Source organism: Erythrobacter sp. (genome assembly GCF_024305245.1).
GTDB lineage: Bacteria > Pseudomonadota > Alphaproteobacteria > Sphingomonadales > Sphingomonadaceae > Erythrobacter.
Map to the genome: position 1 here is coordinate 11,810 of NZ_JAMWYX010000003.1, position 26,623 is coordinate 38,432.

The 26,623-nt window shown below is 65.4% G+C and carries 18 protein-coding genes and 1 tRNA gene; 12 read left to right on the forward strand and 7 right to left on the reverse strand.

The window, feature by feature from the left end; translation table 11 throughout:
• The first annotated feature begins 183 nt into the window (after positions 1-183).
• The 3 genes from Q0L48_RS04875 (at position 184) to Q0L48_RS04885 (ending at position 10,439) form a co-directional block, all read left to right on the forward strand.
• Positions 184-5,691 carry an AMP-binding protein gene (locus Q0L48_RS04875; RefSeq protein WP_296717945.1) on the forward strand — a complete coding sequence of 1,836 codons (5,508 nt, stop codon included), beginning with the start codon at positions 184-186 and terminating at the stop codon, positions 5,689-5,691.
• 103 nt (positions 5,692-5,794) lie between these two features.
• Positions 5,795-9,484 carry an SDR family NAD(P)-dependent oxidoreductase gene (locus Q0L48_RS04880; protein ID WP_296717946.1) on the forward strand — a complete coding sequence of 1,230 codons (3,690 nt, stop codon included), beginning with the start codon at positions 5,795-5,797 and terminating at the stop codon, positions 9,482-9,484.
• A gap of 28 nt (positions 9,485-9,512) precedes the next feature.
• Positions 9,513-10,439: an acetyl-CoA carboxylase carboxyltransferase subunit alpha gene (locus Q0L48_RS04885; RefSeq protein WP_296717948.1), complete on the forward strand. Its 927-nt coding sequence runs from the start codon at positions 9,513-9,515 to the stop codon at positions 10,437-10,439.
• Positions 10,440-10,489: 50 nt separating this feature from the next.
• Here the strand turns inward: Q0L48_RS04885 and Q0L48_RS04890 are convergent.
• The 3 genes from Q0L48_RS04890 to Q0L48_RS04900 form a co-directional block, all read right to left on the reverse strand.
• Positions 10,490-10,565, reverse strand: a tRNA-Thr gene (locus Q0L48_RS04890).
• 22 nt (positions 10,566-10,587) lie between these two features.
• Positions 10,588-11,472, reverse strand: a complete 885-nt coding sequence (locus Q0L48_RS04895) for a hypothetical protein (protein ID WP_296718755.1) — start codon at positions 11,470-11,472, stop codon at positions 10,588-10,590.
• Positions 11,473-11,569: 97 nt separating this feature from the next.
• Positions 11,570-12,883, reverse strand: a complete 1,314-nt coding sequence (locus Q0L48_RS04900) for a replication-associated recombination protein A (protein ID WP_296717950.1) — start codon at positions 12,881-12,883, stop codon at positions 11,570-11,572.
• 115 nt (positions 12,884-12,998) lie between these two features.
• Here Q0L48_RS04900 and Q0L48_RS04905 point away from each other — a divergent pair, with 115 nt between their 5' ends.
• Together Q0L48_RS04905 and Q0L48_RS04910 are read left to right on the forward strand one after the other, a co-directional pair.
• Positions 12,999-13,667 (forward strand): PadR family transcriptional regulator, encoded by a 669-nt coding sequence (locus Q0L48_RS04905; protein ID WP_296717953.1) that lies wholly within the window; start codon positions 12,999-13,001, stop codon positions 13,665-13,667.
• 76 nt (positions 13,668-13,743) lie between these two features.
• Positions 13,744-14,208, forward strand: a complete 465-nt coding sequence (locus Q0L48_RS04910; RefSeq protein WP_296717957.1) for a hypothetical protein — start codon at positions 13,744-13,746, stop codon at positions 14,206-14,208.
• A 13-nt stretch (positions 14,209-14,221) separates the two neighbouring features.
• Here Q0L48_RS04910 and Q0L48_RS04915 read toward each other — a convergent pair whose 3' ends face one another.
• Positions 14,222-15,427: a glycosyltransferase family 1 protein gene (locus tag Q0L48_RS04915; RefSeq protein WP_296717960.1), complete on the reverse strand. Its 1,206-nt coding sequence runs from the start codon at positions 15,425-15,427 to the stop codon at positions 14,222-14,224.
• Between the two features lie 191 nt (positions 15,428-15,618).
• Here Q0L48_RS04915 and Q0L48_RS04920 point away from each other — a divergent pair, with 191 nt between their 5' ends.
• The 4 genes from Q0L48_RS04920 to Q0L48_RS04935 all read left to right on the forward strand — a co-directional run bounded on the left by Q0L48_RS04920 (position 15,619) and on the right by Q0L48_RS04935 (position 20,144).
• Entirely contained in the window at positions 15,619-16,797 is a 1,179-nt protein-coding gene (locus tag Q0L48_RS04920; RefSeq protein ID WP_296717962.1) for a phosphoserine transaminase, read from the forward strand.
• Positions 16,798-16,906: 109 nt separating this feature from the next.
• On the forward strand, positions 16,907-18,493 hold the full coding sequence (gene serA, locus Q0L48_RS04925; protein WP_296717965.1) for a phosphoglycerate dehydrogenase: 1,587 nt from the start codon (positions 16,907-16,909) through the stop codon (positions 18,491-18,493).
• A 122-nt stretch (positions 18,494-18,615) separates the two neighbouring features.
• On the forward strand, positions 18,616-19,758 hold the full coding sequence (locus Q0L48_RS04930; RefSeq protein ID WP_296717967.1) for an ATP phosphoribosyltransferase regulatory subunit: 1,143 nt from the start codon (positions 18,616-18,618) through the stop codon (positions 19,756-19,758).
• Entirely contained in the window at positions 19,755-20,144 is a 390-nt protein-coding gene (locus tag Q0L48_RS04935) for a RidA family protein (RefSeq protein ID WP_296717970.1), read from the forward strand. The genes Q0L48_RS04930 and Q0L48_RS04935 overlap by 4 nt, the downstream gene beginning before the upstream one ends.
• A gap of 15 nt (positions 20,145-20,159) precedes the next feature.
• On the opposite strand, the gene Q0L48_RS04940 is transcribed toward Q0L48_RS04935, so the two are convergent.
• Positions 20,160-21,221: an alpha/beta hydrolase gene (locus Q0L48_RS04940; protein ID WP_296717972.1), complete on the reverse strand. Its 1,062-nt coding sequence runs from the start codon at positions 21,219-21,221 to the stop codon at positions 20,160-20,162.
• Positions 21,222-21,560: 339 nt separating this feature from the next.
• Between Q0L48_RS04940 and Q0L48_RS04945 the strand changes: the two genes are divergently transcribed.
• The 3 genes from Q0L48_RS04945 to Q0L48_RS04955 all read left to right on the forward strand — a co-directional run bounded on the left by Q0L48_RS04945 (position 21,561) and on the right by Q0L48_RS04955 (position 24,532).
• Positions 21,561-22,850 carry an adenylosuccinate synthase gene (locus tag Q0L48_RS04945; protein WP_054119810.1) on the forward strand — a complete coding sequence of 430 codons (1,290 nt, stop codon included), beginning with the start codon at positions 21,561-21,563 and terminating at the stop codon, positions 22,848-22,850.
• A 33-nt stretch (positions 22,851-22,883) separates the two neighbouring features.
• On the forward strand, positions 22,884-23,438 hold the full coding sequence (locus tag Q0L48_RS04950; protein WP_296717974.1) for a L,D-transpeptidase family protein: 555 nt from the start codon (positions 22,884-22,886) through the stop codon (positions 23,436-23,438).
• Positions 23,439-23,506: 68 nt separating this feature from the next.
• Entirely contained in the window at positions 23,507-24,532 is a 1,026-nt protein-coding gene (locus Q0L48_RS04955; RefSeq protein ID WP_296717979.1) for a MarR family transcriptional regulator, read from the forward strand.
• Here the strand turns inward: Q0L48_RS04955 and Q0L48_RS04960 are convergent.
• Positions 24,529-25,344, reverse strand: coding sequence for an NAD(P)-dependent oxidoreductase (locus Q0L48_RS04960; protein WP_296717981.1), 816 nt, complete (start codon positions 25,342-25,344; stop codon positions 24,529-24,531). The genes Q0L48_RS04955 and Q0L48_RS04960 overlap by 4 nt on opposite strands.
• 7 nt (positions 25,345-25,351) lie before the next feature.
• On the reverse strand, positions 25,352-26,611 hold the full coding sequence (gene lysA, locus Q0L48_RS04965; RefSeq protein WP_296717984.1) for a diaminopimelate decarboxylase: 1,260 nt from the start codon (positions 26,609-26,611) through the stop codon (positions 25,352-25,354).
• Between the last annotated feature and the right edge of the window lie 12 nt (positions 26,612-26,623).

A 26,623-nucleotide genomic window follows, 5' to 3' on the forward strand; every position in this document is an offset into this window, starting at 1 on the left:
TTGCGGAAGGACGATCGAAGTGGGCTGCAATTCATGATGGAACGTCTTGAGCGTTGCTGCGTTATGCCCGACAAGCAATTCTGTCACAATGTTGCCGCAGGACTATCGGCAGCGTAATAAATTGCAAGCCGCGCGCGCTGGGGGATCGGCGGGTGCGGTTTGAACACTCTGGGGGAGAACACCATGCCTGAAGCCGGGGCGCGCACTGCCGGGGCAGACGTTGCTGCCAATCGTGTGGTTTGCCGCGCCGACTGGGAGTCGATGCGTGCCGATGCATTGGCCGACCCGGGCAACTTCCACGGAGCGATTGCCGCGCGCAACATGCACTGGTTCGTGCCGGATAGCGGCCCTGCCGGTGCATGGCTGGCAAAGGACGAGGACGGTAACTGGCATGGCTGGGATGCTGCCACCGCTGCGCCGGTCAGCCCCGATCTTCCGCAGGACTTCACGCCGTGGCACACCGGCTTCGATGGCTCCACCCCGCCGCACTGGCGCTGGTTCGTGGGCGGACGCACCAATGCCGCTTTTTCCGAACTCGATCGCCATGTGCTCTCCGGCCACGGCAATGAAGCTGCGCTGATCTTCGAAGGTGATCGCTGGGACATGTCGGCTGGCGGTGGCAAGGGCGCGCCGCTCGACTGCTTTACCGTCAGCCGCAAGAAGCTGCTGCTCGAAGTGACGAAATGCGCGGTGGCCTTGCAGGCGCTCGGCCTGAAGCCGGGCGACCGCATGGCATTGAACATGCCCAACATCGTGCCGCAGATATACTGGACCGAAGCGGCCAAGCGGCTGGGCGTGGTCTATACCGCAGTGTTCGGGGGGTTTTCGGACAAGACCCTGTCCGACCGCATCGCCGATACCGGCGCGCGGGTGATCGTCACGTCAGATGGCAGCTATCGCAACGCGCAGGTCGCCGCGTTCAAGAACGCCTATACCGACCCGGCGCTCGACAACTTCGTCCCGGTGACGACTGCGCTGGAAATCCTCTCCGGACTCGATCTGGAACTGCCGCAACAGGATCGCGACACCATCGTCGAAGCGGTGCGTGAAGCGCTGACCGGCGAGATCACGGTCGATCGGTCGGATGTGATGCGCGGCGTGGGGCGGGCGCTGATCACACTCGGCGCGGAAGGCCGCATCACCAGCGCGGATGCCGCACGGGTGCGGATCGCGATTGCCTCCAGCCTCGTCACTTTGCCGCCCCGCGTCGAAGCGGTGATCGTCTGCCGCCATACCCACCAGCCCGACATAATCTGGCGCGAGGAACGTGACCGCTGGAGCCACGAGTTGACCGACGCTGCATTGGTCACCGTGCTGGAAAAGGCCCGCGCCGCCGGGTTTGCGGTTCAGACCGAGGCCGATCTGCTGGCTTTGCCAGATACGGAATTCGTCCGCGCCATCTGGGCTTCGTCAAAGCCGATGCCGGTCGATGCCGATTACCCGATGTTCTTCATCTACACCTCGGGTTCGACCGGGAAGCCCAAGGGGATCGTCCATTCGCACGGCTATGCCGCCGGGGTGGCAGAGACCATGGCGGTCAGCTTCGACGCGCGCCCTGGCGATGTTCTTTACGTGGTCGCCGATCCGGGCTGGATCACCGGGCAAAGCTATCTGATCTGCGCGCCGTTGATGACGCGGGTGACCAGCCTAGTCGCCGAAGCCTCGCCTGTCTTCCCGCACGCGGGCCGCTTCGCATCAATGATCGAGCGGCACAATGTCGCGATCTTCAAGGCCGGGGTGACTTTCCTCAAATCGGTGATGTCCGATCCCGACAACCTCGCCGAACTGCAGCGCTATGACATGGGCTGTCTGCGGGTCGCGACTTTCTGCGCCGAGCCGGTTTCGCCTTCGGTGCAGGCCTTCGGGATGGAGCACGTCACGCCGCGTTACATCAATTCGTACTGGGCGACCGAACATGGCGGTATCGCGTGGACGCATTTCTACGCCAATGACGACTTTCCCTTGCGCCCCGATGCGCATTCCTACCCCTTGCCGTGGATCATCGGTGACGTGTGGGTCGAGGATGCCGACGCGGAAACCGCGCCGGACGTCGCCTTCGCGCGCGGTGGCGATGGCGGCGTGCCGTGGCGGCGGGCCGCAACCGGCGAGAAGGGCGAAATCGTTATCGCCGCGCCGTACCCCTATCTCGCGCGCACGATCTGGGGCGACATCGAAGGCTTCAAGATCGAGGATGGCCGTGTCGATCCCGCCTGGCGCGGCGATGCGGCACGCTGGGAGGACGGATACTGGCGCCGCTGGAAGGGCGCGTGGGCCTATACCCAGGGCGACTTTGCCATTCAGCACGAAGACGGCTCGTTCTCGCTCCACGGGCGTTCGGACGATGTCATCAACGTCTCCGGCCACCGCATGGGGACCGAGGAGATCGAGGGCGCGGTGCTGCGCGACAAGGCGCTCGCGCCCGATAGCCCCGTCGGCAATGTGCTGGTGGTCGGCGCACCGCACCGCGAGAAAGGACTCACCCCGCTCGCCTTCGTGGTGCCGGTCGCAGGGCGCAAACTCACGATCGAAGACAAGCGCCGGCTGTTCGATCTGGTGCGCACCGAAAAGGGCGCGGTCGCGGTTCCCGCCGACTTCATCGAAGTCTCGCAATTCCCCGAAACCCGCAGCGGCAAATATATGCGCCGGATGGTGCGCGCGCTGGTGGTAGGCGAGGATGTCGGCGACGTCACGACCTTGCGCAACCCGGAAGCGCTCGACGAATTGCGCACCGTGATCGGCGATTGGCAGCGCAAGCAGCGCCTGTCGGACGAACAGGCGCTGTTTGATCGCCACCGCTATTTCCTCGTCCAGTACAACAATGTCGCGCCCGGCAAGCAGGTCGCGACCGTCACCGTCACCAACCCGCCGGTCAATGCGCTGAACGAACGCGCCATCGACGAGCTGGTGCTGGTCACCGATTACCTCGCGCGTGACGATAACGTGGTGGCGGTGGTGTTCACCGGGCAGGGCACATCGTCCTTCGTTGCAGGCGCGGATATCCGCCAGATGCTGGAGGAAATTCACTCGGTTGAAGATGCGATGGTGCTGCCCAACAATGCCCATCTCGCCTTCCGCACCATCGAGCGCATGGGTAAGCCCTGCGTCGCGGCGGTGCAGGGCGTGGCGCTGGGCGGCGGGATGGAATTCGCGCTCGCGTGCCATTACCGCATTGCCGAGCCGGTGGCGCGGTTCGGGCAGCCCGAAATCCGTCTGCGGTTGCTGCCCGGCTATGGCGGCACGCAGCGCCTGCCGCGCCTGCTCGCCGACCGGCGTGGGGCCGAAGGCGTGCGCGATGCGCTCGACCTGATCCTCGGCGGGCGCAGCATCGATGCCGAAGCTGCCGAGGCTATTGGTGTGGTCGATGAATTGGTCGATGGCGCGCAGGATGCGCTTTCGGCAGCGCACGCGGCGGTGCGCGACTTTGTGAAGCACGGCGCAGAGAGCACGCTCGGCCGTGCTTTCGCTGACAGGCAGGCGGCGGTCACGCGCTGGGATACGGCGTCGGATGTCAGCCTCGATGCCGTGATGGAGGACGATTTCCTCCAGCGTATTCTGCGCCAACTCGATTGGGCGGGGCGTGGGCAGGCTGGCGCGCGGGCGCTCGAAGCCGTACGTGCCGGGCTCGAACAGGGGATCACCGCAGGCCTTGCGCGCGAGGCGCGGCTGTTCGCCGAAGCCATCGTCGATCCCGAAGGCGGCAAAACCGGCATCAGGCAATTCATCGACAAAGTCGCGCCGCCGCTACCGGTGCGGCGCGACGGCGTATGGATCGACGCCGAGCACGAAATGCGTGCGCAAGCCCTTGAGGCAGCAGGCGATCTGCTGCCGGTGGGAGCGCCGTTCTACCCCGGCGTCACCCCGATTCCCGGCCACCAATATGCCTTTGGCATCGCCCGAGATCCCGACACCGGCCAGCCCCGCTTCGGCCCGCCCGCAAGCCACGAGAAGGAGCTGATCGTGGCAGTGCCAGAGCCCGCGCCCAACGAGGCGCTGCTCTACATGCTAACCAGCGAGGTCAACTTCAACGACATCTGGGCGCTGACCGGCATCCCGGTGTCGCCCTTCGACAGCCACGAAGAAGACGTCCAGATCACCGGATCGGGCGGCATCGCGCTGGTCGCGGCGCTCGGCAGCGAAACGCGCGCGCAAGGGCGGATCAAGGTTGGCGATCTGGTGACGGTCTATTCGGGCACCAATGACCTGCTCAGCCCTCTGGTCGGCAATGATCCGATGTATGCGGATTTCAGCATTCAGGGGTATGAGACCGAGACTGGCAGCCATGCCCAGTTTCTTTCCGTCCAGGCACCGCAGATGCACAAGCTGCCGCCCGATCTGACGCTTGAACAGGCGGGGAGTTATGTGCTCAACCTCGGCACGATCGCCCGCTGCCTGTTCACCACGTTGCAGATTGCACCGGGGCGGACATTGTTCGTCGAAGGCGCGGCAACGGGGACGGGGCTGGATGCACTGCGATCATCGGTGCGCACCGGACTGCAGGTGACGGGGCTGGTGTCCTCGCAGGAGCGCGCCAGCTTCATCACCGACGCGCAAGGCGCGGTGGGGGCGATCAATCGCAAGGATGCGCGCTTCGCCGATCTTTACAGCGTGGTGCCGGAAGACAAGGCGGAGGCGCAGACGTGGGAAGCCGCAGGCGCGCCGCTGGTGGAGGAATACAAGGCACTGAACAGCGGCAAGCTGGCCGATTATGTCGTCAGCCACGCAGGCGAAACGGCGTTCCCGCGCAGCTTCCAACTGCTGGCAGAGGGCGGCACGCTGGCGTTCTACGGCGCGTCGTCCGGCTATCATTTCAGCTTCATGGGCAAGCCGGGAACGGCCACGCCCGAAGAAATGCTGCGCCGCGCGGCCCTGCGCGGCGGCGAGGCGGTGCTGATCTATTACGGGCCGGGGAGCAAGGAACTGCTCGACGAGACGGGCCTTGAGATGATCGAAGCCGCGCGCCGTTTCAACGCGCGTTCTGTGATCGCCACAACCACCGACGGCCAGCGCGAATTCCTGCAATCGCTGGGGCTGGAAGACGCGATCGAGGGCATCGTCAGCTTGGAAGCGATCCGGCGGCGGGAGGGCGCGAATTTCTATTGGCCGGACACCATGCCGCGCCTGCCCGATGCCAAGGTGGATATCGAGGTCTTCAAGGCGGCGGTGCGCGATTATCAGGACCGCGTGATGAAGCCGTTCGGTTCGGCGGTTGGCAAGATCCTGCGATCATCCGACAATCCGCGCGGCAATCCCGATCTGGTGTTCGAACGCGCGGGGCAGGACACGCTCGGCATTTCGACCTCGCTGGTGAAGCCTTTCACCGGGCGGGTGATCTTCGCTGAAGACCTCACCGGCTGCCGGTTTACCTTCTACGCGCCGCAGGTTTGGACCCGCCAGCGCCAGATCCTGATGCCGACGGCCAGCATCCTCGGCACCCACCTGTGCAACGCTTTCGAAGTCGCGCGGATGAACGACATGATTGCCGCCGGGCTGCTCGAAGTGACCGAACCGCAGGTGGTCGGCTGGGACGAATTGCCCGAAGCGCATCAGGCGATGTGGGAGAACCGGCACGCTGGATCGACCTATGTTGTCAATCACGCACTCCCCGAAATGGGCCTGCGCAGCCGCGATGCCCTGCTCGAAGCGTGGGCTGCAATGGGGGATGGAAGCACCGCCGGGGAACCGGAGCCGTAGCCTGCGCATTGGCAATCCTGAAACGTTCTTAGCGCTCCTCCCCAGAGAATGAACGATCCGGCAAGCGAACGACAGCGTTGCTGCCACTTATGAGGAGAGTGCTATGGTCAAGTTGAAAGCCGCTACTGCTGCGCCTGCCACCACCACCGGCCGCCTTGCCGGAAAGATCGCCGTAATCACCGGCGCGGCAGGCAATCTGGGCGGGCATATTACCGCGCATTACCTTGCAGAAGGCGCAACCGTGGTGATGACGGGCCGTACGCCGGACCGCACCGATGCCGCTGCCGCAGCGATGATTGAGGCGACCGGGGTTGAACCTTCGCGGATTGCCACTGTGGCGCTCGATGGCGGAGACATTGCCTCGGTCCGCGCCGCCATCGCCGAAGTGGTCGCGCGGTTCGGACGGATCGACATCCTCGTGAACAATGCCGGCAGTGCCGGACCGAAGCAGCCGCTCGAGCAATTGCCGCTGTCGGCGGAAGAACTCGCCGCGCTCCAGAAGCAGGGCAGCACCGATGGAGAAACCGTGGGTGACGCGATGCGCAACATCTTCGGAGTCGCCTTCAACGTCGCGCGCACCGCCGCGCCGCACATCCCCGAAGGCGGGTCGATCATCAACGTCTCGACCATTTTCAGCCGTACGCCGTACTATGCCCGCGCGGCCTATGTTGTCCCCAAGGCGGCGATGAACGCGTGGAGCCGCGAACTCTCACTCGAACTCGGGCCGAAGGGTATCCGGGTGAACCTTGTCTATCCTGGCCCCATCGAAAGCGAGCGCATCCGCACCGTCTTCGCCACGATGGATGCCGCGCGCGGCGATGAATCTGGCACCACCGCCAACCAGTTCTTCGACATGATGAGCCTCGAACGCGCCACCGGCGGGAACGGCAAGGCCAAGACGTTCCCGACGCCGACCGATATCGCGACCACCTGCGTGTTCCTCGGCAGTGACGAGAGCGCTGCCTATAATGGCCATGATTTCGAGGTTACCCACGGCATGACCGTGCGCAAGGAAGAGCGCGCAACTTACCTTGCACGCCCGACCATGCGATCGATGGACGGCACCGGCCTCGCCGTGTTGGTCGCAGCAGGTGACAACTTCGAAGAGGCGTTGGAAATCGCGCAGGTGCAGCTTGCCTGCGGAGCGGCAGTGGTGCTCGGCCTGCCGCGTCAGGCCGACGTGGCGATTGCGGAGAAGCGCTGCAAGGCGATGGGGGTGGAAGGCGATCTCACCATCATCCGCTTCAACCGCAAAGATCCCGCCGCGATGGAAACCGCGCTGGAGGAGTACACCAAGGGCGGCACACCGGTCAGCGGGGCATTATTCCTGCCGACGCTGGGCGCGGGCGAACTGACCGGCGCGCTGGCCGAGGCCGACGACAGCGTGATCGAGGCGTTGATGGACGCCGAACTGACTGGCAGCATGGCGCTCGCCCGCACCATGAGCCGGTACTGGAAACGCCACGACAACCTGCTGCAACCGCCGCGCTTCGTGTTCGTCAGCCATGCCAGCGACGGGAAGGGCGATGTCTACGCCCACATTCTTCGCGCCGCGACCGAACAGCTGATCCGTATCTGGCGCGATGAGAGCGCCATCGACACCGCGCATGGCCGCCGCCGCCAAGCCGAGTGGGGCAACCAGATCGTCCGTTTCACCAACACCGAAGCCGAAAATATCCGCTTCACCGCAGGTCATGCCGCGCGCATCCTGCTGAAAGAAAGCAAGCTCGGCGAAATCACGCTCTACGTCCCCGGCAACATTGGCGAGGCGACCGGCGCGCGCAAGGCGATGCCCGGATTCTCCGAAAACATCACCGGCCTGCATCTGGGTAAGGTCGCACTGATCACCGGCGGCTCTGCCGGGATCGGCGGACAGGTGGCGCGGCTGCTGGCGCTGGCGGGCGGCAAGGTGATGATTGTCGCGCGGCGCGAGAGCGAGCTGGCGGTTGCCCGCGCGCGAATCGTGTCCGAACTGGAAGACATCGGTTTTTCCGGGGTCGAACGCCGGGTGCAGACCCTCGCCAATGTGGACGTCAGCAACTTCGAGAGCCTGAAGGGCGCGGTCGATGCCACGCTGAAGGCCTTCGGACGGATCGATTACTTGATCAACAATGCGGGCGTGGCGGGCGCGGAAGACATGGTGGTCGACATGGGGGTCGACGCCTGGAACTACACGCTCGATGCCAATCTGGTGTCGAATTATTTCCTGATGCACCACGTCGCGCCGCTGATGAAGGCGCAAGGATCGGGCTATATTCTCAACGTCTCGTCCTATTTCGGCGGCGAGAAATACCTTGCGGTCGCCTATCCCAACCGCGCCGACTACGCGGTCAGCAAAGCCGGACAGCGCGCTATGGTGGAAAGCATGGCGCGCTATCTCGGCCCGGAAGTGCAATTCAACGCGATTGCGCCGGGGCCGGTGGATGGTGACCGCCTGTCGGGCACCGGCGGCAAGCCCGGCCTTTTCGAACGGCGCGGCAAGCTGATCCTTGAAAACAAGCGTCTGAACGCTGTCCACGCCGCCGCGATCAAGGCAATCCGGCGCGGGGTGCGGGTCGAGGCGGTGCTGGCGCGGCTGGCCCGCAACGATACCGTCAAAATGAGCCACGACACCAACAACCCGCGCGAATTGCGCGATCTGGCGCTGGCCTGCGCGCGCGAAGGCGACGGGGAGTGCAGCTGGGATCAGTATCTGCTGACCCCGCAAATCGCTGCCGCGCTGGTTTCCCGCCTGCGCCAAGCCGGGCTGTTCCTCGACGCGCCCGAATGGGCCGACCGTCCGGCCACGCCCGAGGCCGACGCTGACTGGTTGCTGCGTGTCCCCCCCGAAAGCATGCCCTTCCTGCCTGCCGACAAGATCGCAGCGGAGGCCAAGAAAGTGGGCGGCGGAGTGCTCTCGAAACTCTATCTCGGCAAGATGCCGACCGAGCATGACGTGGCGCAGGCGACGGTGTTCTTCCTCGCCGACCGCGCCGTCAGCGGCGAAACTTTCATGCCCTCGGGCGGGCTCAGCGTCGAGCGTTCGACCACCGAGCGCGAGCTGTTCGGCTCGCCCAAGCAGGAACGGCTCGACCAGATGCGCGGCAAGACAGTGTGGATTGTCGGCGAGCATCTCGCCGATTACCTCGCCGAGACCGCGCGCGCTTTCATCGAGGATTGCCATGTCACCCGCGTGGTGCTGATTACGCGGACGGCCGAGGGATTTGACGCGATCAAGGCGCAGCTCGAAGGCGATAGTGCCGGGGCGCTCACCTCGCTGGTCGCGGGCGATGATATCGAGGCTGCAATGGACGCGGCGCTGATCCAGTGGGGCCGCCCCACCACGCTGCTGTCCACCCCGTTCACCGCGCTGCCGGGCAAGCTGTTCGACACCGCGGACCCGCTCACGCCGGACGAATTCCGCGCCGTGGTGGCCGATAATCTCACGCATCACTTCCGCGTCAGCCGCCGGGCCTCGCTGTATGATGATTGCCAGCTGGTGCTGACTTCGCCCGATGTGCCGATGGGCGACCGCAGCCCGGCCTTCGCGCTAGCAAACTTCATCAAGACCACGCTCCACGCCTTCACTGCCACGCTGGCGGTCGAGAACGAGCGGCTGGTGCATGATGTGCCGGTCAACCAGATCAACCTCACGCGCCGGGTGCAATCCGAAGAACCGCGTGATCTCGACGAGCATCTGGAGGAAGTCCGCCGCTTCGCCCGCGCCGTGCTGCTGGTCGGCGCGCCGCTGCCCGATGCCGAGGATTCGCGCTACCGTGCGCGGATCTATCGCGGCATGTCGATGACGGTGTGATCGGGGGAGCGTGAGGAGAATAGGGGGCGTGATCCAGTACCTGCCGTTCGAAAAGCCGATCGAGGCGCTCGACAAACACGTGGCCGAACTTGCCGCCTTGCCCGAAGGGGCCGAGGAGGCCGGGATGCTGGCGGAGCGGGCCGAGCGCCTGCTCGCCGATACCTACGCGCGCCTCACACCATGGCAGCGCACGCTGGTGGCGCGTCATCCGCAGCGCCCCCGGTTCGAGCGGCTGGTGGCGGGACTGTTCAGCGATTTTCTGCCGATCGCGGGAGACCGGGTGTTCGGCGAGGATCAGGCAATCATCGGCGGCTTCGCCCGGTTCGAAGGGCGCAAAGTGATGGTGATCGGCCATGTGAAGGGCGAGGACACCACCACCCGCATCCACCACAATTTCGGCATGGCGCGGCCCGAAGGCTATCGCAAGGCGATCCGGCTGATGGAACTCGCCGACCGGTTCGGCCTGCCGGTGGTGACGCTGGTCGATACCCCCGGCGCGTTTCCCGGTGTCGATGCCGAGGCGCGCGGGCAGGCTGAAGCCATTGCCCGCTCGACCGAGGCGTGCCTCTCGCTGGGCGTGCCTCTGGTGGCGGTGATTATCGGTGAGGGCGGCTCGGGCGGCGCGGTGGCGTTGGCGGCAGCCAACCGCGTGCTGATGTGCGAACACGCGGTCTACTCGGTAATCTCGCCCGAAGGCTGCGCTTCAATCTTGTGGCGCAGCGCCGCGCAGGCACCCGGCGCAGCCGAGGCGATGAAGATAACCGCGGGCGATCTTCTCAAGCTCGGGGTGATCCACCGCATCGTCTACGAGCCGAAGGGCGGCGCGCATCGCGATCCCGAAGAAATGATAAAGCGGCTGACGCTGGCCCTGCGCGCCGAGCTGGACGGGTTGGCAACGATGAACCCGGCCGAATTGCGCCGCGATCGTGAGGAATTCTTCCTCAGCCAGGGATGAAAAGCGCCGTCAGGGCGGGGCGGCGGCGATTATCGTGCGATAGGGAGGGATGGTGCCGGCTGCAGGATTCGAACCCGCGGCCCCCTGATTACAAATCAGGTGCTCTACCAACTGAGCTAAGCCGGCTTTCCGTGACCGCGCCTTAATCTCAGAACGCGCCGAAAGTCCAGCCTTCGGTGCGGGCAATGTCGGGCGTGAGGCTGGGGGGGTGCCACAGATCGCGCTGGCCATGCACCTTTCGCAGCCAAGCCGCGGTCAGCAGCGCGTCGGAAGAATGATCGTCGATGCTGCCTGTGCCCTTTACGGGGGGCGAGCCGAGCAGGTCCAGCGCATCGTTCAGCGCCGCGAAGCTGCGCAGCTTGGTGGCAGATCCCGTCACGCCGCCCAGCCGCGCCGCGACCGAAGTGTAGATTTCGGTCACCACCGAGCCTTCTGCGGGAAGCGGATCGATCGGCCACACCGGCACTTGACCTGCGAGGCGATGGAGCATCCGCATGCCCGTAAGGCTCGACTTGCCGACCTGCGCTGCGCCGACGAGATTGAAATTGCTCACCGGCCGCACCCCTTGTGCCCGCTGCGCGGCCTCGGCGCGGCGGAAGCGGCCTTCGCGGGTGCTTGCACCGGGGAGCAGGAAGCGGTCGCCTTCCAGCCCCTTGCCGTGGCGAAAATAGCGGGATGCTTCCGGATGGGTGACGAATCCGCCTGCTTCGAGGTTCGGATCATCGGCGCACAGCCGGTCGATCAGCGCCCAAAGCGCGCGGGCATCGGCTGGGCTGGCGTCCCAGCCTGGAAAGAACGCGCCCGCATCCGCGAACGGCAGTCCGATCCCGAGATCGAGCCCCACCAGTGTCGATCCAGGAAGATCAGCGAGCAGCGCCAGCACCTCGCCGCGTGCCCAGCCGCGCGGATCGGGCGGGGAGAGCAACGCAGGCGGCCCGCCCTCGATGCACGCCAAGGCCAGTGCGATGCCTTTCTGGCGCGCACCTTTCGCACCCGACCAATCAACCGCGAGGAAGTGAGTGAAGCGCGGCACTGAAATCAAAAAACCGCTCGTGCTGAGTTTGTCGGGGTCGCACTTAAAGAAAGGCAGCCCTTCGACAAGCTCAGGGCGAACGGAGGTTGGTGGTTAGTCACCCCCGCTCGGTCCGCAGCTTGTCCCAGTATTCCAGCCGCTTCTTCACCTCACGCTCGAACCCGCGCTCCACCGGTGTGTAGAACTGCTGCGGCTCCATTTCCTCGGGCCAGTAATCATCGCCCGAAAAGCCTTCGGGCGTGTCGTGGTCATAGGTGTAGCCCTTGCCGTAGCCGAGGCTTTCCATCAGCCCGGTCGCCGGGTTCACGATATTCATCGGCGGCATCAGGCTGCCGGTTTCCTTCGCGGATTTCCATGCGGCTTTCTGCGCCAGATAGACCGCGTTCGATTTGGGCGCGGTGGCGAGGTAGAGGCAGGCCTGCGCCAGCGCCAATTCGCCTTCGGGGCTGCCGAGGAAGCGGTACGCCTCCATCGCCGCCATGCATTGCGGCAGCGCGTGCGGATCGGCCATGCCGATGTCCTCCACCGCCATCCGCACCAGTCTGCGGGCGAGGAACAGTGGTTCTTCCCCCGCTGTCAGCATCCGCGCGAGGTAATACAGCGCCGCCTGCGGATCGGAACCGCGCACTGCCTTGTGCAGCGCGGAGATGAGATTGTAATGCCCGTCACGATCCTTGTCATACACGGCGACGCGGCGTTGCAGGAAGTTGCCCAAGCCTTGCGGATCGAGTGGCTCCGATAAGCCCGCCGCATACAGCGTCTCGGCCTGACCCAGCACGAACCGCCCGTCGCCGTCGGCTTGCGCGATCAGTGCGGCGCGGGCCTCGGAGGTGAGGGGGAGGGGGCCTTCGAGCGTTTCCGCCTTCGCCAGCAGCGCGGCGAGCGCGTCCTCGTCGAGCCGGTTCAGCACCAGCACCTGCGCGCGGCTGAGCAGTGCGGCGTTCAGGGCGAAGCTCGGGTTCTCGGTGGTCGCGCCGACCAGCGTCACCACGCCGCGTTCGACATAGGGGAGGAAACCGTCCTGTTGCGCCCGGTTGAAGCGGTGAATCTCGTCCACGAATAATAGCGTCTTGCGCCCGGTGCTGGCGAACTTTTCGGCCTCGGCGAAGGCTTTCTTGAGGTCGGCCACGCCAGAGAACACCGCGCTGATCGCGGCAAAGCGCATTCCGACGGCATCGGCCAGCAGGCGCGCGATGCTGGTTTTGCCGGTGCCGGGCGGCCCCCACAGGATGATGCTGGCAAGCTTTCCCGCCGCCACCATCCGCCCGATCGCGCCTTCGGAGCCGGTCAGGTGTTCCTGCCCCACCACTTCGGCAAGGCTTTGCGGGCGCAGCCGGTCGGCCAGCGGCGCGTCGCCGGGTGGCGTAGCGGGCGCGGGCGGGCGCGCATCGTCTCCGAACAGGTCAGCCATTCGTCGGGCCTGATACGCTCATCGTCGGAAAAGGGAACCATCCTGCGACGGAGCTCTTGCGAAGATAGGTCTAAGATATATCTTTGACCTATCGAAACGCATGGAGGAATGTGCGATGAGCTGGAACAAATATGGACGCGGAAACGGCTGGGACAAGCTGGGCGAAGCGATTGCGATGATGGCGATGAGCGGCAACATGAACTTCGGCGGGCCTGCTTTCGACAAGGGCGGCGCGAAGATGCGCTGGCGCTATGACAGCGACGACCGCGAAGGCGCCGAGGATGTCAGCGGCGATATGGGCGAGGGCCGCCGTCGCGGTCGCCGTGGCCGGATGTTCGGCACGGGCGAATTACGCCTCGCGATGCTGGCGCTGATCGCCGATGCGCCGCGGCACGGGTACGAACTGATCAAGGAGATCGAGGAGGCGACCAACGGCAGCTACGCGCCCAGTCCCGGCGCTGTTTACCCCACGCTTCAGATGCTCGCGGATGAAGGCAAGATCGAAGAGGCCGAAGCCGACGGTGCCAAGAAGCCGTTCAAGCTGACCGCCGCGGGCGAGGCCGAACTTGACGAGCGCAAGGATGAAGTCACCGAACTGATGGGCCGGCTGGCACTGCATGGTCGCAGGGCCGACAAGGTGCGCTCGCACGATGTGTTTCGCGCGATGGGCAATCTCGGCTCGGTGCTCAAGAACCGTGCGCGCGCCGGCAAGCTGGACGAACGCACCATCAACGAAATCGTCGACATGATCGACGAGATGGCCAAGCGCATCGAGCGGCTCTGACGCCGCCCGATTGCAGCAAACGCAAGACAGGCGTATTCTCCCCCATTCTGGTCGCACCGGATGGGGGAGGAAAGCCATGAACATTATCGGCAATCAACGCGTCAAAGCGCCGTGGCACCTTTGGGTGCTGGGCATAGTCAGCCTGCTGTGGTTCGCGGGCGGGGCCAATGACTACGTCATGACCAAGACCGCGAACGAAGCCTATCTCGGCATGGCAGCCGACAGCATGGGCGTGAGCGTCGCGGCAATCCTCGATTATTTCAACGGCTATCCGCTGTGGGCGACGGTGTGCTGGGGGCTCGGCGTATGGGGCGCGGTGGCCGGATCGGTCCTGCTGCTTTTTCGCAGCCGGTTTGCCTTGCATGGCTTTGTCGTTTCGCTGATCGGGTTGGCGGGATCGACCGCTTACACTTTCGCATCCGACATCCCGCCCGAATTTGCCACCACGGGCCAACTGGTCTTCACGGTCGTGATCTGGGCATCGGTGTTCGGGATGGCGTTCTATGCGAGGGCCATGACCAAGGCGGGCGTGCTGCGCTGAACCGCACGGGCGATCAGGCCGCTTGCGCTGCGTGACCCTGTTCGCTGGCCTGCAATGCGCGCCGATCCTCGACCAGCCGCACATAGGTATCGGCAACTACCTGATTGATCGCTTCCCAGCCATATTCGCAGGCCCGCGTCTCTCCGGCTGCGCCGTGGGCTGATCGCAGCGCCGGATCGGTGCAATAGGGGGCGAGCGCTTCGGCAAAGGCGGCGGCATCGGCGTCCTTGGTGGTCGGCACCACCAGCCGCCCGGTGACGCCTTCCAATACTAGGCTGGCGCTGCCGGTCGCACCGGCGGCCACCACCGGCAGGCCGCTCGCCATCGCTTCCAGCGTGACATTGCCAAAGGTTTCGGTGACGCTGGGGTTGAAGAACACATCCCCGCTGGCGAGCGCCTGCCCCAGTCCCTCGCCGGTCTTGAAGCCTGCGAAGATGCCGCCGGGCAGGTTCGCCTCGAACCAATCGCGCGCGGGGCCATCGCCGATCACCAACACCTTGTGCGGCACCTGACGGCGGCGCAGCTGGACGATGGTTTCGGCGAACACGTCCAGCCCTTTTTCCATCACCAGACGGCCGAGGAACACGATGGCGACGTCATCATCGGCAAGGCCGAGGCTGCGCCGCCATTCCGGATCGCGCCGCGCGGACGAGAAGATGGTGCGATCCACCCCCCGGCTCCACAGCGCGATATCGTCATGCATCTCCATCGCCAGCAATTCGTCGATCATCGATTGCGACGGCGCCACCAGCGCATCGCAGCGATTGTAGAACCGCCGCAGCAGCCGGATGATCAGCGGTTCGAGAAACGCCATCTTGTAGTAGCGTGGATAGGTTTCGAACCGGGTGTGAACAGACGCCAGCACCGGAACATCATGATCCTGCGCCCAGCGCAGCGCCGCGTGGCCCGATGGATCGGGCGAGGACAGGTGCACGATATCGGGCTGGAACTTTGCAAGATCGCGCTTCACCGCTGCGCCCAGATGGGTTGGCATGCGGTATTCGCCGCGCCCCTTCACCGGCATCGGCACATTGGGCAGACCGACGAGATCGCCGGTCGGGGGGAAATCGGGATTGGCGACCTTGGGAGAGTAGACGCGCACCTTCGCGCCCTTGGCCAGCAACGAACCGACCAGACGGTTAAGCGCCTGATTCGCCCCGTCGCGGGTGTAATTGTAATTGCCGCTGAACAGCGCAATGCGAAGATCGGAAATGTTCATTTCGCGGGTTGATTAGTAACATTCTACCCGCTTGGCGAGGGGCTATCCTGTCGACAGCGGAGGTGGCGATCCGTCAGCCGGTCCGGCTCCGGTGGTCGATTCATGCGTTGACTTGTCACGGGCGGCCTCTAGAGCGGCCAGCGGGCCACGCGGTCCCAACGCCGCGCGAGCTCTCTGCAAGGAGAGAATACATGACTGAGTACACCCGCGGGCTCATGCACGAGCCTACGCTTAAGCCTGAACGCCCCTTCTTTTCTTCGGGCCCCACGGCAAAATTCCCCGGCTGGTCGCTGGACAAGCTCAAAACCGAATCACTTGGCCGCTCGCACCGTTCGGCGCTGGGCAAGGCGCGTCTGAAGTACGCGATTGATCTGAGCCGCGAACTGCTCGGCATCCCTGATGATTACCTGATCGGCATCATGCCCGCGTCCGACACCGGCGCGATCGAAGCCGCGATGTGGGCGATGCTCGACCCGGCCCGCCCGGTGACGGTCGCCGCGTGGGAAAGCTTTGGCAATATCTGGATCCAGGACGCGGTGAAGCAGCTCAAGCTGCCCAACCTTCAAGTCCTTACCGCCGATTATGGCGAAATTCCCGATCTCACCACCATCCCGCAGCGCAATGATGTCGTGTTCACCTGGAACGGCACTACCAGCGGTGCGATGATCCCGAACACCGACTGGCTCGAAGCTGGCCGCGAAGGGATCACCATCAACGATGCCACCAGCGCGATCTTCGCGCAGGAAATGGACTGGTCGAAGCTCGATGCCACCACCTATTCGTGGCAGAAGGTGATGGGCAGCGAAGCGCAGCACGGCATGCTGATCCTCAGCCCCAAGGCCGTCGCCCGGATCGAAAGCTATGACCCGCCGTGGCCGATGCCCAAGCTGTTCCGCATGAAGAAGGGCAACAAGATCAACGCCGGCATTTTTGTTGGCGAAACGATCAACACCCCTTCGATGCTGGCGACAGAAGATTACATCGCGGCGCTGGAATGGGCCAAGAGCATCGGCGGGCGCAAGGCGTTGGTCGAACGCGCCAATGCCAACGCCAAGCTGGTGAAGGACTGGATCGAATCCACCCCGTGGCTGCGCAACATGGCGTCCGATCCGGCGCAGCAGACCAACACCGGCGTCTGCATGGTGTTTCAGGGCGAATGGTACGATGGCTTGTCGGATGACGACAAGGCGGCCGTGCCGAAGAAAATCGTCAAGCTGCTCGAAGAACGCAATGTCGGCTTCGATTTCAACGGTTACCGCGATGCGCCGCCTTCGTTGCGCATTTGGTGCGGTTCGACCGTGGAGCAGGAGGACGTGAAGCGTCTGCTGCCGTGGATCGAATGGGCCTACGACAAGGTCAAGAACGACTGATTGGCTTTGAGAGTGAGCCCCCGCGCAGGCGGGGGCCTCCCTCAGCCATATTCAACGCTTCCCCGATGGAGGTCCCCGCCTGCGCGGGGACTCGCACAGGATAAAGATCATGACCCGTCCCAAAGTTCTCATTTCCGACAAGATGGACCCCAACGCAGCCCGCATTTTCGAAGAGCGCGGTTGCGATGTCGATGTCATCACCGGCGAAACGCCCGAACAATTGATCGCGCGCATCGGTGAGTATGATGGCCTCGCCATCCGCTCCTCGACCAAGGTTACCGCTGCCATTCTCGATGCCGCCACCAACCTCAAGGTCATCGGCCGCGCCGGGATTGGCGTGGACAACGTCGATATTCCCTATGCCAGCGGCAAGGGCGTGGTGGTGATGAACACCCCGTTCGGCAACTCGATCACCACCGCCGAACACGCGATTGCGCTGATGTTCGCGCTGGCCCGCCAGATCCCCGAAGCCAACGGACAGACGCAGGACGGCAAGTGGCCCAAAAGCGGGTTCATGGGCGTCGAAGTGACCGGCAAGACGCTCGGCCTGATCGGCGCGGGCAATATCGGTTCGATCGTCGCCACCCGCGCGCTGGGCCTGCGCATGAAGGTGATCGCCTATGATCCCTTCCTGACCGAGGAACGCGCCGTGGAAATGGGCGTGGAAAAGGTCGATCTCGATACGCTGCTGAGCCGCGCCGATTTCGTCACGCTGCACACCCCGCTGACGGACGAGACCCGCAATATTCTGAACCGCGAACGGCTCGAGAATGCGAAGAAGGGCATCCGCATTATCAACTGTGCGCGCGGCGGGTTGATCGACGAAGCGGCGCTGAAGGATTGTCTGGAAAGCGGTCAGGTGGCCGGTGCGGCGCTCGATGTGTTCGAAACAGAACCGCCCGCCGTCGATCACCCGCTGTTCGGCACGCCCAATTTCATCTGCACCCCGCACCTTGGCGCCTCGACCAACGAAGCGCAGGTCAATGTTGCGCTGCAGGTGGCCGAGCAGCTGGCTGACTACCTCGTCAACGGCGGGGTCACCAATGCGCTCAACGTACCCTCGCTCTCCGCTGAGGAAGCGCCAAAGCTGCGCCCCTATATGGCGCTGGCGGAGAAGCTCGGCAGCCTCGTCGGTCAGCTGGCCCACGGCAACCTGACCAACATCAGCATCGAACGCGAAGGTGCAGCGGCGAGCCTCAACGGCAAGCCGATCACCGCCGCCGTGCTATCCGGGCTGATGCGGCGCTATTCCGATACGGTGAACATGGTCAACGCGCCCTATCTCGCCAAGGAGCGCGGGCTGGACGTGCGCGAAATCCGTCATGATCGCGACGGCGCGTACAACACGCTGCTGCGGGTGACGGTGGAGACGGCGCAGGGGCCGCGCTCTGTCGCGGGCACGCTGTTCGGCAACGAAGCGCCGCGTTTGGTCGAGATCTTCGGCATCGGGATCGAAGCCGAATTGGCCGGACACATGCTGTACATTGTCAACGACGACAAGCCGGGCTTCATCGGCCGGATCGGGACGCTGCTGGGCGGTCACGGGATCAACATCGGCACTTTCAACCTCGGCCGCCGCGATGCGGGCGGGGAGGCGGTGCTGTTGCTGAGCCTCGATGAACCCCTGACTCCAGATGTCGTCGCAGAGGCCGAAGCGGTCGAAGGCGTGAAGCTGGTCAAGGCTTTGGCGTTTTGACCATCAGTTAACCAATCCCGTTCGCCCTGAGCTTGTCGAAGGGTTGCACTTCTTCTAGCGCCGCCGGTGCCGCAAGAAGGACAGTGCTTCGACAGGCTCAGCACGAACGGAAGTGTGTTTCATTGACCCAACCCAACGATCTCCTCCCCGAAGGTCTCGAAGACCGCCTGCCGCAAGAAGCCGCGCGGATCACGGCGGCGATGCGGGCGTGCCTCGATGTGCTGGACGCGCACGGGTATGACCGCGTGCGCCCGCCGCTGCTCGAGTTCGAAGCGTCGCTCGCGGGCCGCATGGCAGGGGTTGCGGCTGGCCCCAACGGCGGGCTCGATTCGCGGGCGATGTTCCGCTTCGTCGACCCGGCGAGCCTGCGCACGCTTGCCCTGCGCAGCGACATCACCCCGCAGATCGGCCGGATTGCCTCCACCAGCCTGCGCGATGCCGCGCGCCCGCTCCGGCTCGCCTACTGCGGCGACACGGCGCTGATCCGCGCCAGCCAGCTCGATCCCGCGCGTGAGCGGCTGCAACTGGGCGCCGAACTGATCGGAGCCGACAGCGTCGCTGCGGCGAGCGAGGCCGTGATGCTTGCGGTCGAGGCGCTCGGCGCGGCGGGGCTGACCGGCATCTCGGTCGACTTCACGCTTCCCGATCTGGTCGACACCCTCGCGGCCGAGGCGCTGCCGCTGGCGCCCGACCGGCGCGAAGCGGTGCGGCGCGAGCTCGACACCAAGGACGCGGGCGGGTTGAAGGCCGCGGGCGGCGCGGCGTATCTGCCGCTGCTCTATGCCACCGGCCCGTTCGCCGAGGCGCTTCCGGCCCTGCGCGCAGTCGATGCGGGCGGGGCGCTCAAGTCGCGTCTCGATGCGCTCGAGCAGATCGCCGCCAGCATCGGCGATACCGCCCGGATCACGCTTGATCCGACCGAGCGGCACGGGTTCGAGTACCAGTCGTGGTTCGGCTTCACGCTCTACGCCGATGGCCTTCGCCGCGCGGCGGGACGGGGCGGCACCTACCGCATCGCCGGGAGCGATGAGCCCGCGACCGGCTTCACCCTCTATATCGACCGGCTGGCCGAGGCCGCGCCCGATCCCGAGGCCGCAAGGCTGATCTGGCTCCCGCTCGGTCACGACCGCGTGGCAGCCGCAGCCCTGCGCGCCCAGGGCTGGCGCACCCGCGCCCAGCTGGCCGAGGGCGAAGACGGCTTCGCGCTGGGCTGCACGCACGTCCTGAAGGCAGGCGGGCCTGCGGAACTGGAGCCGCAAGCATGACCGGCCGCGCCAAGCCGATCACGCTGCCTAACGATCCGCTCGCGCCCTATTGCATCGCGCCCGCATGGCAGGTCGGCGACCTCGTGTTTCTGTCCGGCCAGGCGAGCATCGACGAGAACGGTGCAATCGTGGGGCCGGGCGATTTCGATGCCCAGCTCGCCCAGACCTTCGCCAATATCGAGACCGTGCTGGCGGCTGCGGGCAGCGATCTTTCCAAAGTGGTCAAGGTCACGATCTATCTCACCGACATGGCCAACTTCTCCAAGAACGTAGAGGCGCGGCGGCGCTGGTTCACGCCGCCTTATCCCGCCGATACCACGCTGGAAGTGCGCGCACTGGCGCTGCCCGAACTCATGCTCGAGATCGACGTGATCGCGGCTGCGTAAAACCCGCAAGCCGACTTAACCCAGCACCCGCGCCAGAAACGCATCGACCGCTTCGGTCTGCGCCGCGCCGGCTGGCGCGCCGAGTTCACGGTTCATCCTGCCATGATCGGTGCCCGCAATCGCGGCCGCTTCCGCCTGCGCGCCTGCTTGTGCCAGCGCCGCGATGAGCGCTTCGGACTGCGCCTTGGAATTCGCCCGCTCGGCCACATACAGCGCCAGCCAGTGGGGCGCATCCTTGCCGCCCACATGGGTGATCGGGGACAACGCCTTCTGCCGCGCCGGATCGGTGCCGAACACGTCGCGGTAAAGGTTGGGCATCTCCAGCGTGGGGGTCGCCATCGCGGCAGGCACATCATAGCCCGCGCCGTCCAGTAGCACGACGCCGCGAATCGCGCCGAACGCATCGCCGGCATAGGCGGGATCGGTCGCCACCAGCGCGGCCAGATGCGCGCCCGCGCTATGGCCCATCAGCACGATCCTGTCGGGATCGAACCCGCCCGTTTCGGCCTGCGCGCGCAGTGCCCGCAAGGCAGCGCCGATATCGACCGCCTGCTGTTCCACCGGCGTATCGGGCAGCAGGCGGTATCCGGCCGAGGCGAAGACGAATCCTGCATCCTTGAAATGCTGCGGCTTGGCCTGCACCGCGCTGCGGTTGCCGATGCTCCAGCCACCACCGTGGACGAACACTACCAGCGGGGAATCGCCCACCGCATCATCGGGGGTGTAGATATCGACCTGCTGGCGATCATGGCTGCCATAGATCACCGTGCTACTGACCCGCGCACTGGCATATCCGCCCCCGCGCTGCGCGCTGGCACCTTCGCGCTGTCCGGCGCGTTCGCCCCTGCGTTCGCCCATCCGCTCGCGCAAGGACGCGGCGCAGCCTTCGGACAGTTGGGCATATTTCTCGCGCAGGCAGGTGCGCATCTGCGCCCGGTCCGTGCCGCACAGCTTGACGATTTCCGCGCGGCATTCGGCAGGCAGCCGCGCGCCGCCGCGCTGCTGGGCCAAAATCGGGGCGGCCAGCACAGCGGCGGCGGCGGCGGCGACAAGCAGGAATTTGGGCGCGGCGTTCATGACGGTTCCTTCAGGCTCGTAAATACCCTGCTTCAACGGCGCATCCCCGGCAACCCTTCGCGCTCGCGCCGGGCGGTCTGCTATCACCCTGAAATCGCGATGTTGGAGACACATGAGACACTGTCCAGGAACAGAAAAACCGTCCCTCTACGCACCTTCGCCGATGCGAGCGTAATACGCGAAGCGGGCGGCATCGTAAGACATCATTGCCGACCTGCCAGATCGCAGGCGCGGTAGGAAAGCGCGATTGCGCCATGTGCTTGCCACCATGTCGCGGACAGCCTAGTGCCGCGCCCGGCCCATCGCCATCAGAACCACCGCCATCATCGAAGGAACAACATGGCCAACGTCACCGTGATCGGCGCCCAATGGGGCGATGAGGGCAAGGGCAAGATTGTCGATTGGCTCGCCAGCCGCGCCGATGTGGTCGTGCGCTTTCAGGGCGGGCACAATGCCGGTCACACGCTGGTGATCGACGGCAAGACCTACAAGCTTTCGTTGCTGCCGTCGGGGATTGTGTCAGGCACGCTGTCGGTGATCGGCAATGGCGTGGTTCTGGATCCGTGGGCCTTGCGGGACGAGGTCGCCAAGCTCGAAGGTCAGGGCGTTTCGATCACCGACGAGAACCTCGCGGTCGCCGACAACTGCCCGCTGATCCTGCCGCTCCACCGCGATCTGGATGGCCTGCGCGAAACGGCGGCGGGCAAGGGCAAGATCGGCACCACCGGACGCGGGATCGGCCCGGCTTACGAGGACAAGGTCGGCAGGCGCGCGATCCGCGTGTGCGACCTTGCGCATCTCGACACGCTGGAGCCGCAGCTTGACCGGCTGTGTGCGCATCATGACGCGCTGCGGGCAGGTTTCGGCCAGCCGCCGGTGGATCGTGCAGCGCTGCTCGAAGAACTGCGCGAAATCGCGCCCTTCGTACTCAAATTCGCCCAGCCGGTGTGGAAGCGGCTGAAGAAGGTGCGCCGCGCAGGGGCCAAGATTCTGTTCGAGGGCGCGCAGGGCGTGCTGCTCGATGTCGATCACGGCACCTATCCCTTCGTCACCTCGTCCAACACGGTCAGCGGCACGGCGGCTTCGGGCAGCGGCCTCGGCCCCAATTCGACCGGCTATGTGCTGGGCATCGTCAAGGCCTACACCACCCGCGTCGGCAGCGGCCCGTTCCCGACCGAACTGGAAGACGATATCGGCCAGCGATTGGGCGAGCGCGGCCATGAATTCGGCACCGTCACCGGGCGCAAGCGGCGCGTCGGCTGGTTTGACGCCGTGCTGGTGCGCCAGTCCTGCGCGATCAGCGGCGTGACCGGCATCGCGCTGACCAAGATCGACGTGCTCGACGGGCTCGACCGCGTGGCGATCTGCACCGGATACCGCCTGCGTGGGAAGGTGTATGACTACCTCCCCAGCCACGCCGCCGATCAGGCCGAATGCGAGCCGATCTACGAGGAGATGGACGGCTGGCACGAAAGCACAGCGGGCGCGCGCTCCTATGCCGATCTGCCTGCCAACGCGATCAAGTATATCCAGCGCATTCAGGAATTGATCGAATGTCCGGTGGCGCTGGTTTCGACCTCGCCCGAGCGCGACGACACGATCCTGATGCGCGATCCGTTCGTGGATTGATAAACCGGGTCCGGCGAGGTTATCCTGCCGGACATGAAACGCTTCGTCGCTCTTGCAGTGCTGGCCTTGGCTGCCTGCGCCAACCCGCCGCCCAAGGTCGCGGAAGGGCCGTCGTCGCAGCCCCCGCTGGAGCGTGAGGCGCGGCGGATCGTGCCGCAGCGGACCTTCGCCGCCGTCGATTATCTGCTGGTCGACAAGTCCGAACGGATGATGATCGGTTATGCCGGGGGGCAACCGGTCAAGGTGTGGCGGGGCTTGCAGTTCGGCGACCAGCCGCAGGGGCACAAACGGTTCGAAGGTGACGAGCGCACGCCCGAAGGCCGCTATGTGATCGAGGGCCGCAATCCCGGCAGCGCCTATCATCTGAGCCTGAAAGTGTCCTATCCCAACCGCGCCGACCGCGCCTTCGCGGCCCGATATGACCGCTCGCCCGGCGGCGATATCTTCCTCCACGGCCAGCCCAACGCGCTGCCGATGGGGCGGATTCCGGGCGACTGGACCGACGGCTGCATCGCCTTCTCCAACGCCGAAATCGAGGAATTATGGAGCATCGTCCCCGATGGTACCGTGATCGAGATCAGGCCGTAATACGCAGATATACTTGATCTGATCCTTTTTTGTTCTAGTCTCGTTCCAACATTGCTGGAGTCGAGTCGATGCTGAACCTTGCTTGTGACAGGTCCGATTTTTCCTACGAAGCCGCCTGCGATCCGGCCGGGCTGCCCGCGCGCGCGGCGATTTATGCCGGCGATGCGGCGCTGCGGCAGCAGATCGCGGAAGACTTGGGCGGGGCGGGGTTCCGCACCATTGACGGTGGAACCATCGCCTCGCTGCTCGAAGGGCCGATTGCACTGCTCGGCGATGTGGTGGTGGTCGATTGCCCCGTCACCGGAACGCGCGGGCTGGACGGGCTGATGCTCGCGGGGCTTGCGCGGCTCGACATGCGGGTGGCGCGCGCGGGCGCGAAGCTGATCGTGGCGACCAACATGGCGGGGCTGGATGATGTGTTTGCGGTGCTCGACCAGTCGTCTCCGCAGATACTGGTGTCGCCCAGCCGCGCCGAACGGGTGATCGCAGTGGGCCGCGTCATGGGCGAAGCGGGCGCGGCACGCCTGCGCGAAATGGGCGAGGAAGACCGCATCGCCTTGCTTCGCCTGTCGCAACAGGTCGAGGCCATCGCCCATTCGCTCGACCGGCTCTCGCAGCGGGAGATGCAGCCGGGTTCGGGCGGCAATGCAACGCTCGGGGAATTCAGAACCCGGTTTCGTGCTGCGGAACCGGCGCCAGCCGAATTTGGCGGGCCACCCACCGGCTTTGGCGGACCCGCGGTCAAACTGCCCGATCCGCGCGTGGTGCGGCAGGTGATCGCCCATCGCCAGGCGCGCGGGCGGTTCTTCGATCCGGCGCTGTTCGGCGATCCGGCATGGGACATGCTGCTCGATCTCACCGCCGCACATGCCGAGGGCGCACAGGTCTCGGTCACATCGCTGTGCATTGCCGCAGCCGTACCGGCCACCACCGCGCTACGCTGGCTGACCCAGATGGTCGAAAGCGGTGTGTTCATCCGCGTACCCGATCCCGCCGACAAGCGCCGCGCCTTCATCGCGCTGAGCGATTCCTCGCTGGCGGCGATGGCAGGATACTTCGCCAGCCTGCGCGAACCCGCCACGCTCGCGGCCTAATCTGCCGGACGATAGCGCAGCAGCAGCGTAAGGCCGGTTGTGTCCCGTTGTCCGGCAACCGGGCCGGCCCGCCCGTCCCACACTTCGCGCGCCACATCGGCGCGGGCACGGGCGAGGATCGCGGGCGGCACTGCGCCGTCGATCAGCAACACATCCGCTTCACCCAGCAAGCGGGCCTGTCGCAACGTCAGATCCTCGGGATCGGAGCTGACAAGCGTGAACTCTACCACCTCGCCCACCCGCTGTTGCTGCGATCCGGCGGCCCAATCCGGGGCCCGCAAATGCGCCTCGGCATCGAACGGATCGAGCGCGCCGCCTTCGCGCAGCGCTGCATCCACCACGCGCCGCCGCTCTGCCCCATCCGGGAAGCGCGTGCGCAAAGCCGGCCGTGCCGCTTCCAGCGCCCGCGCCAGCAAGCCCAGCGTCTGCGGCAGCACCCGCTCCAGCCGCAGCCGCACGTGCTTGGCCAGCCCGGCAGAGGCGCCGCCCGTCCCGATCGCCACCAGCAGCGGATCGCGGTCCAGAATGCTGGGTGTGGTGAAATCGCACAATTCCGGCCGGTCGACGACATTGACCAGCATCCCCGCACAGCGCGCATTGATTGCCGCGACCTCGCAGGCGCGGGCATCGTCATAGGCGATGAAGGCGATCCGCACCCCTTCGTCTACCGCGCGCGCCAGATCGTCGATGATTACTCCGCCCGCACGCTCGACCAGCCGCCGCTTGGGTTCGGCCGCATCCCCATCTCCCAGCACGAGCACGTTCTGCCCTTCGATCTGGTGGAACAGCGGCAGGCTGGCGATCCGGCTCACTTCTGCCTCATGCGAGCCATTCGGGCACGCGCTCGGCATCCATGATCGCGCTTGCCGCAATCCTGTCGGCGACGATCGCAAACTTGTCGCCGTCGACCAGCACTTCGGCCACGAAGCCGCGTGAATTGTAGGACGATGCCATCGTCGCGCCGTAAGCGCCCGCGGTGCGGAACACGGCGAGTTCGCCTGCGACAAGCGCATCGCATTCTCGCCCCATGGCGAAGGTATCGCCGGTTTCGCAGATCGGGCCGACGATGTTGGCCGTCATCCGCGCCGCGGTCGGTTCGACCGCCTCGAAATGGTGATACGCGCCGTACAGCGCCGGGCGCGCTAGATCATTCATCGCCGCATCGACGATCACGAACGGATCATTGATCCCGCGCTTCACCCGCACCACGCGGGTCAGCAGCACGCCCGCATTGCCCGCAATCACGCGGCCCGGTTCGAAGATCAGCTTGACCCCCCAATCCTTCGTCACCCGCGCCACCATCGCGCCGTATTCGGCCGGTTCGGGCAGCACTTCGCCCACGCGGTAGGGCACGCCCAATCCGCCGCCCAGATCGACATGGGTGATCGTGTGGCCCGCCCCGCGCAACGCCGTCACCAGCGTGCCGAGCTTGCCGAAAGCGGTTTCCAGCGGAGCCAGATCGGCCAACTGGCTGCCGATATGCACCGCCACCCCGCGCAGCGCGACCCCCGGCAGGCCCGCCAGCTTGCCGAAGATCTGCCCGGCCTGGCTGATCGGCACGCCGAACTTGTTATCGGCCTTGCCGGTGGAAATCTTGTCATGCGTTCCGGCATCGACATCGGGGTTGATGCGCAGCGCGCATTGCGCCGTCATACCGCGCGCGGCGGCCAGCTCGGCCAACTCCAAGCCTTCTTCCTCGCTCTCGATATTGAACTGGCCGATGCCTGCGTCCAGCGCGGCGACCATTTCAGCGGCGGTCTTGCCCACGCCGGAGAACACGATCATGTCGGGCGCGATCCCGGCGGCCAGCGCGCGGCGCATTTCGCCCACCGATACCACGTCGGCGCCCATGCCCTGCTTGCCCAGCACCTTCAGCACCGCAAGATTGGGGTTCGATTTGACCGCAAAGGCGATCAGCTTGTCCGGCACATCGATCAAAGCCTCGCGGAACACCCGCGCATGGCGTTCCAGCGTGGCGCGCGAATAGACATAGACCGGGGTGCCGACTTCGTCCGCGATGCGCGGCAGCGGCACGTCTTCGGCGTGCATCACGCCGTTTCTCAGAGTGAAATGATCCATGGTTCTTTTCGG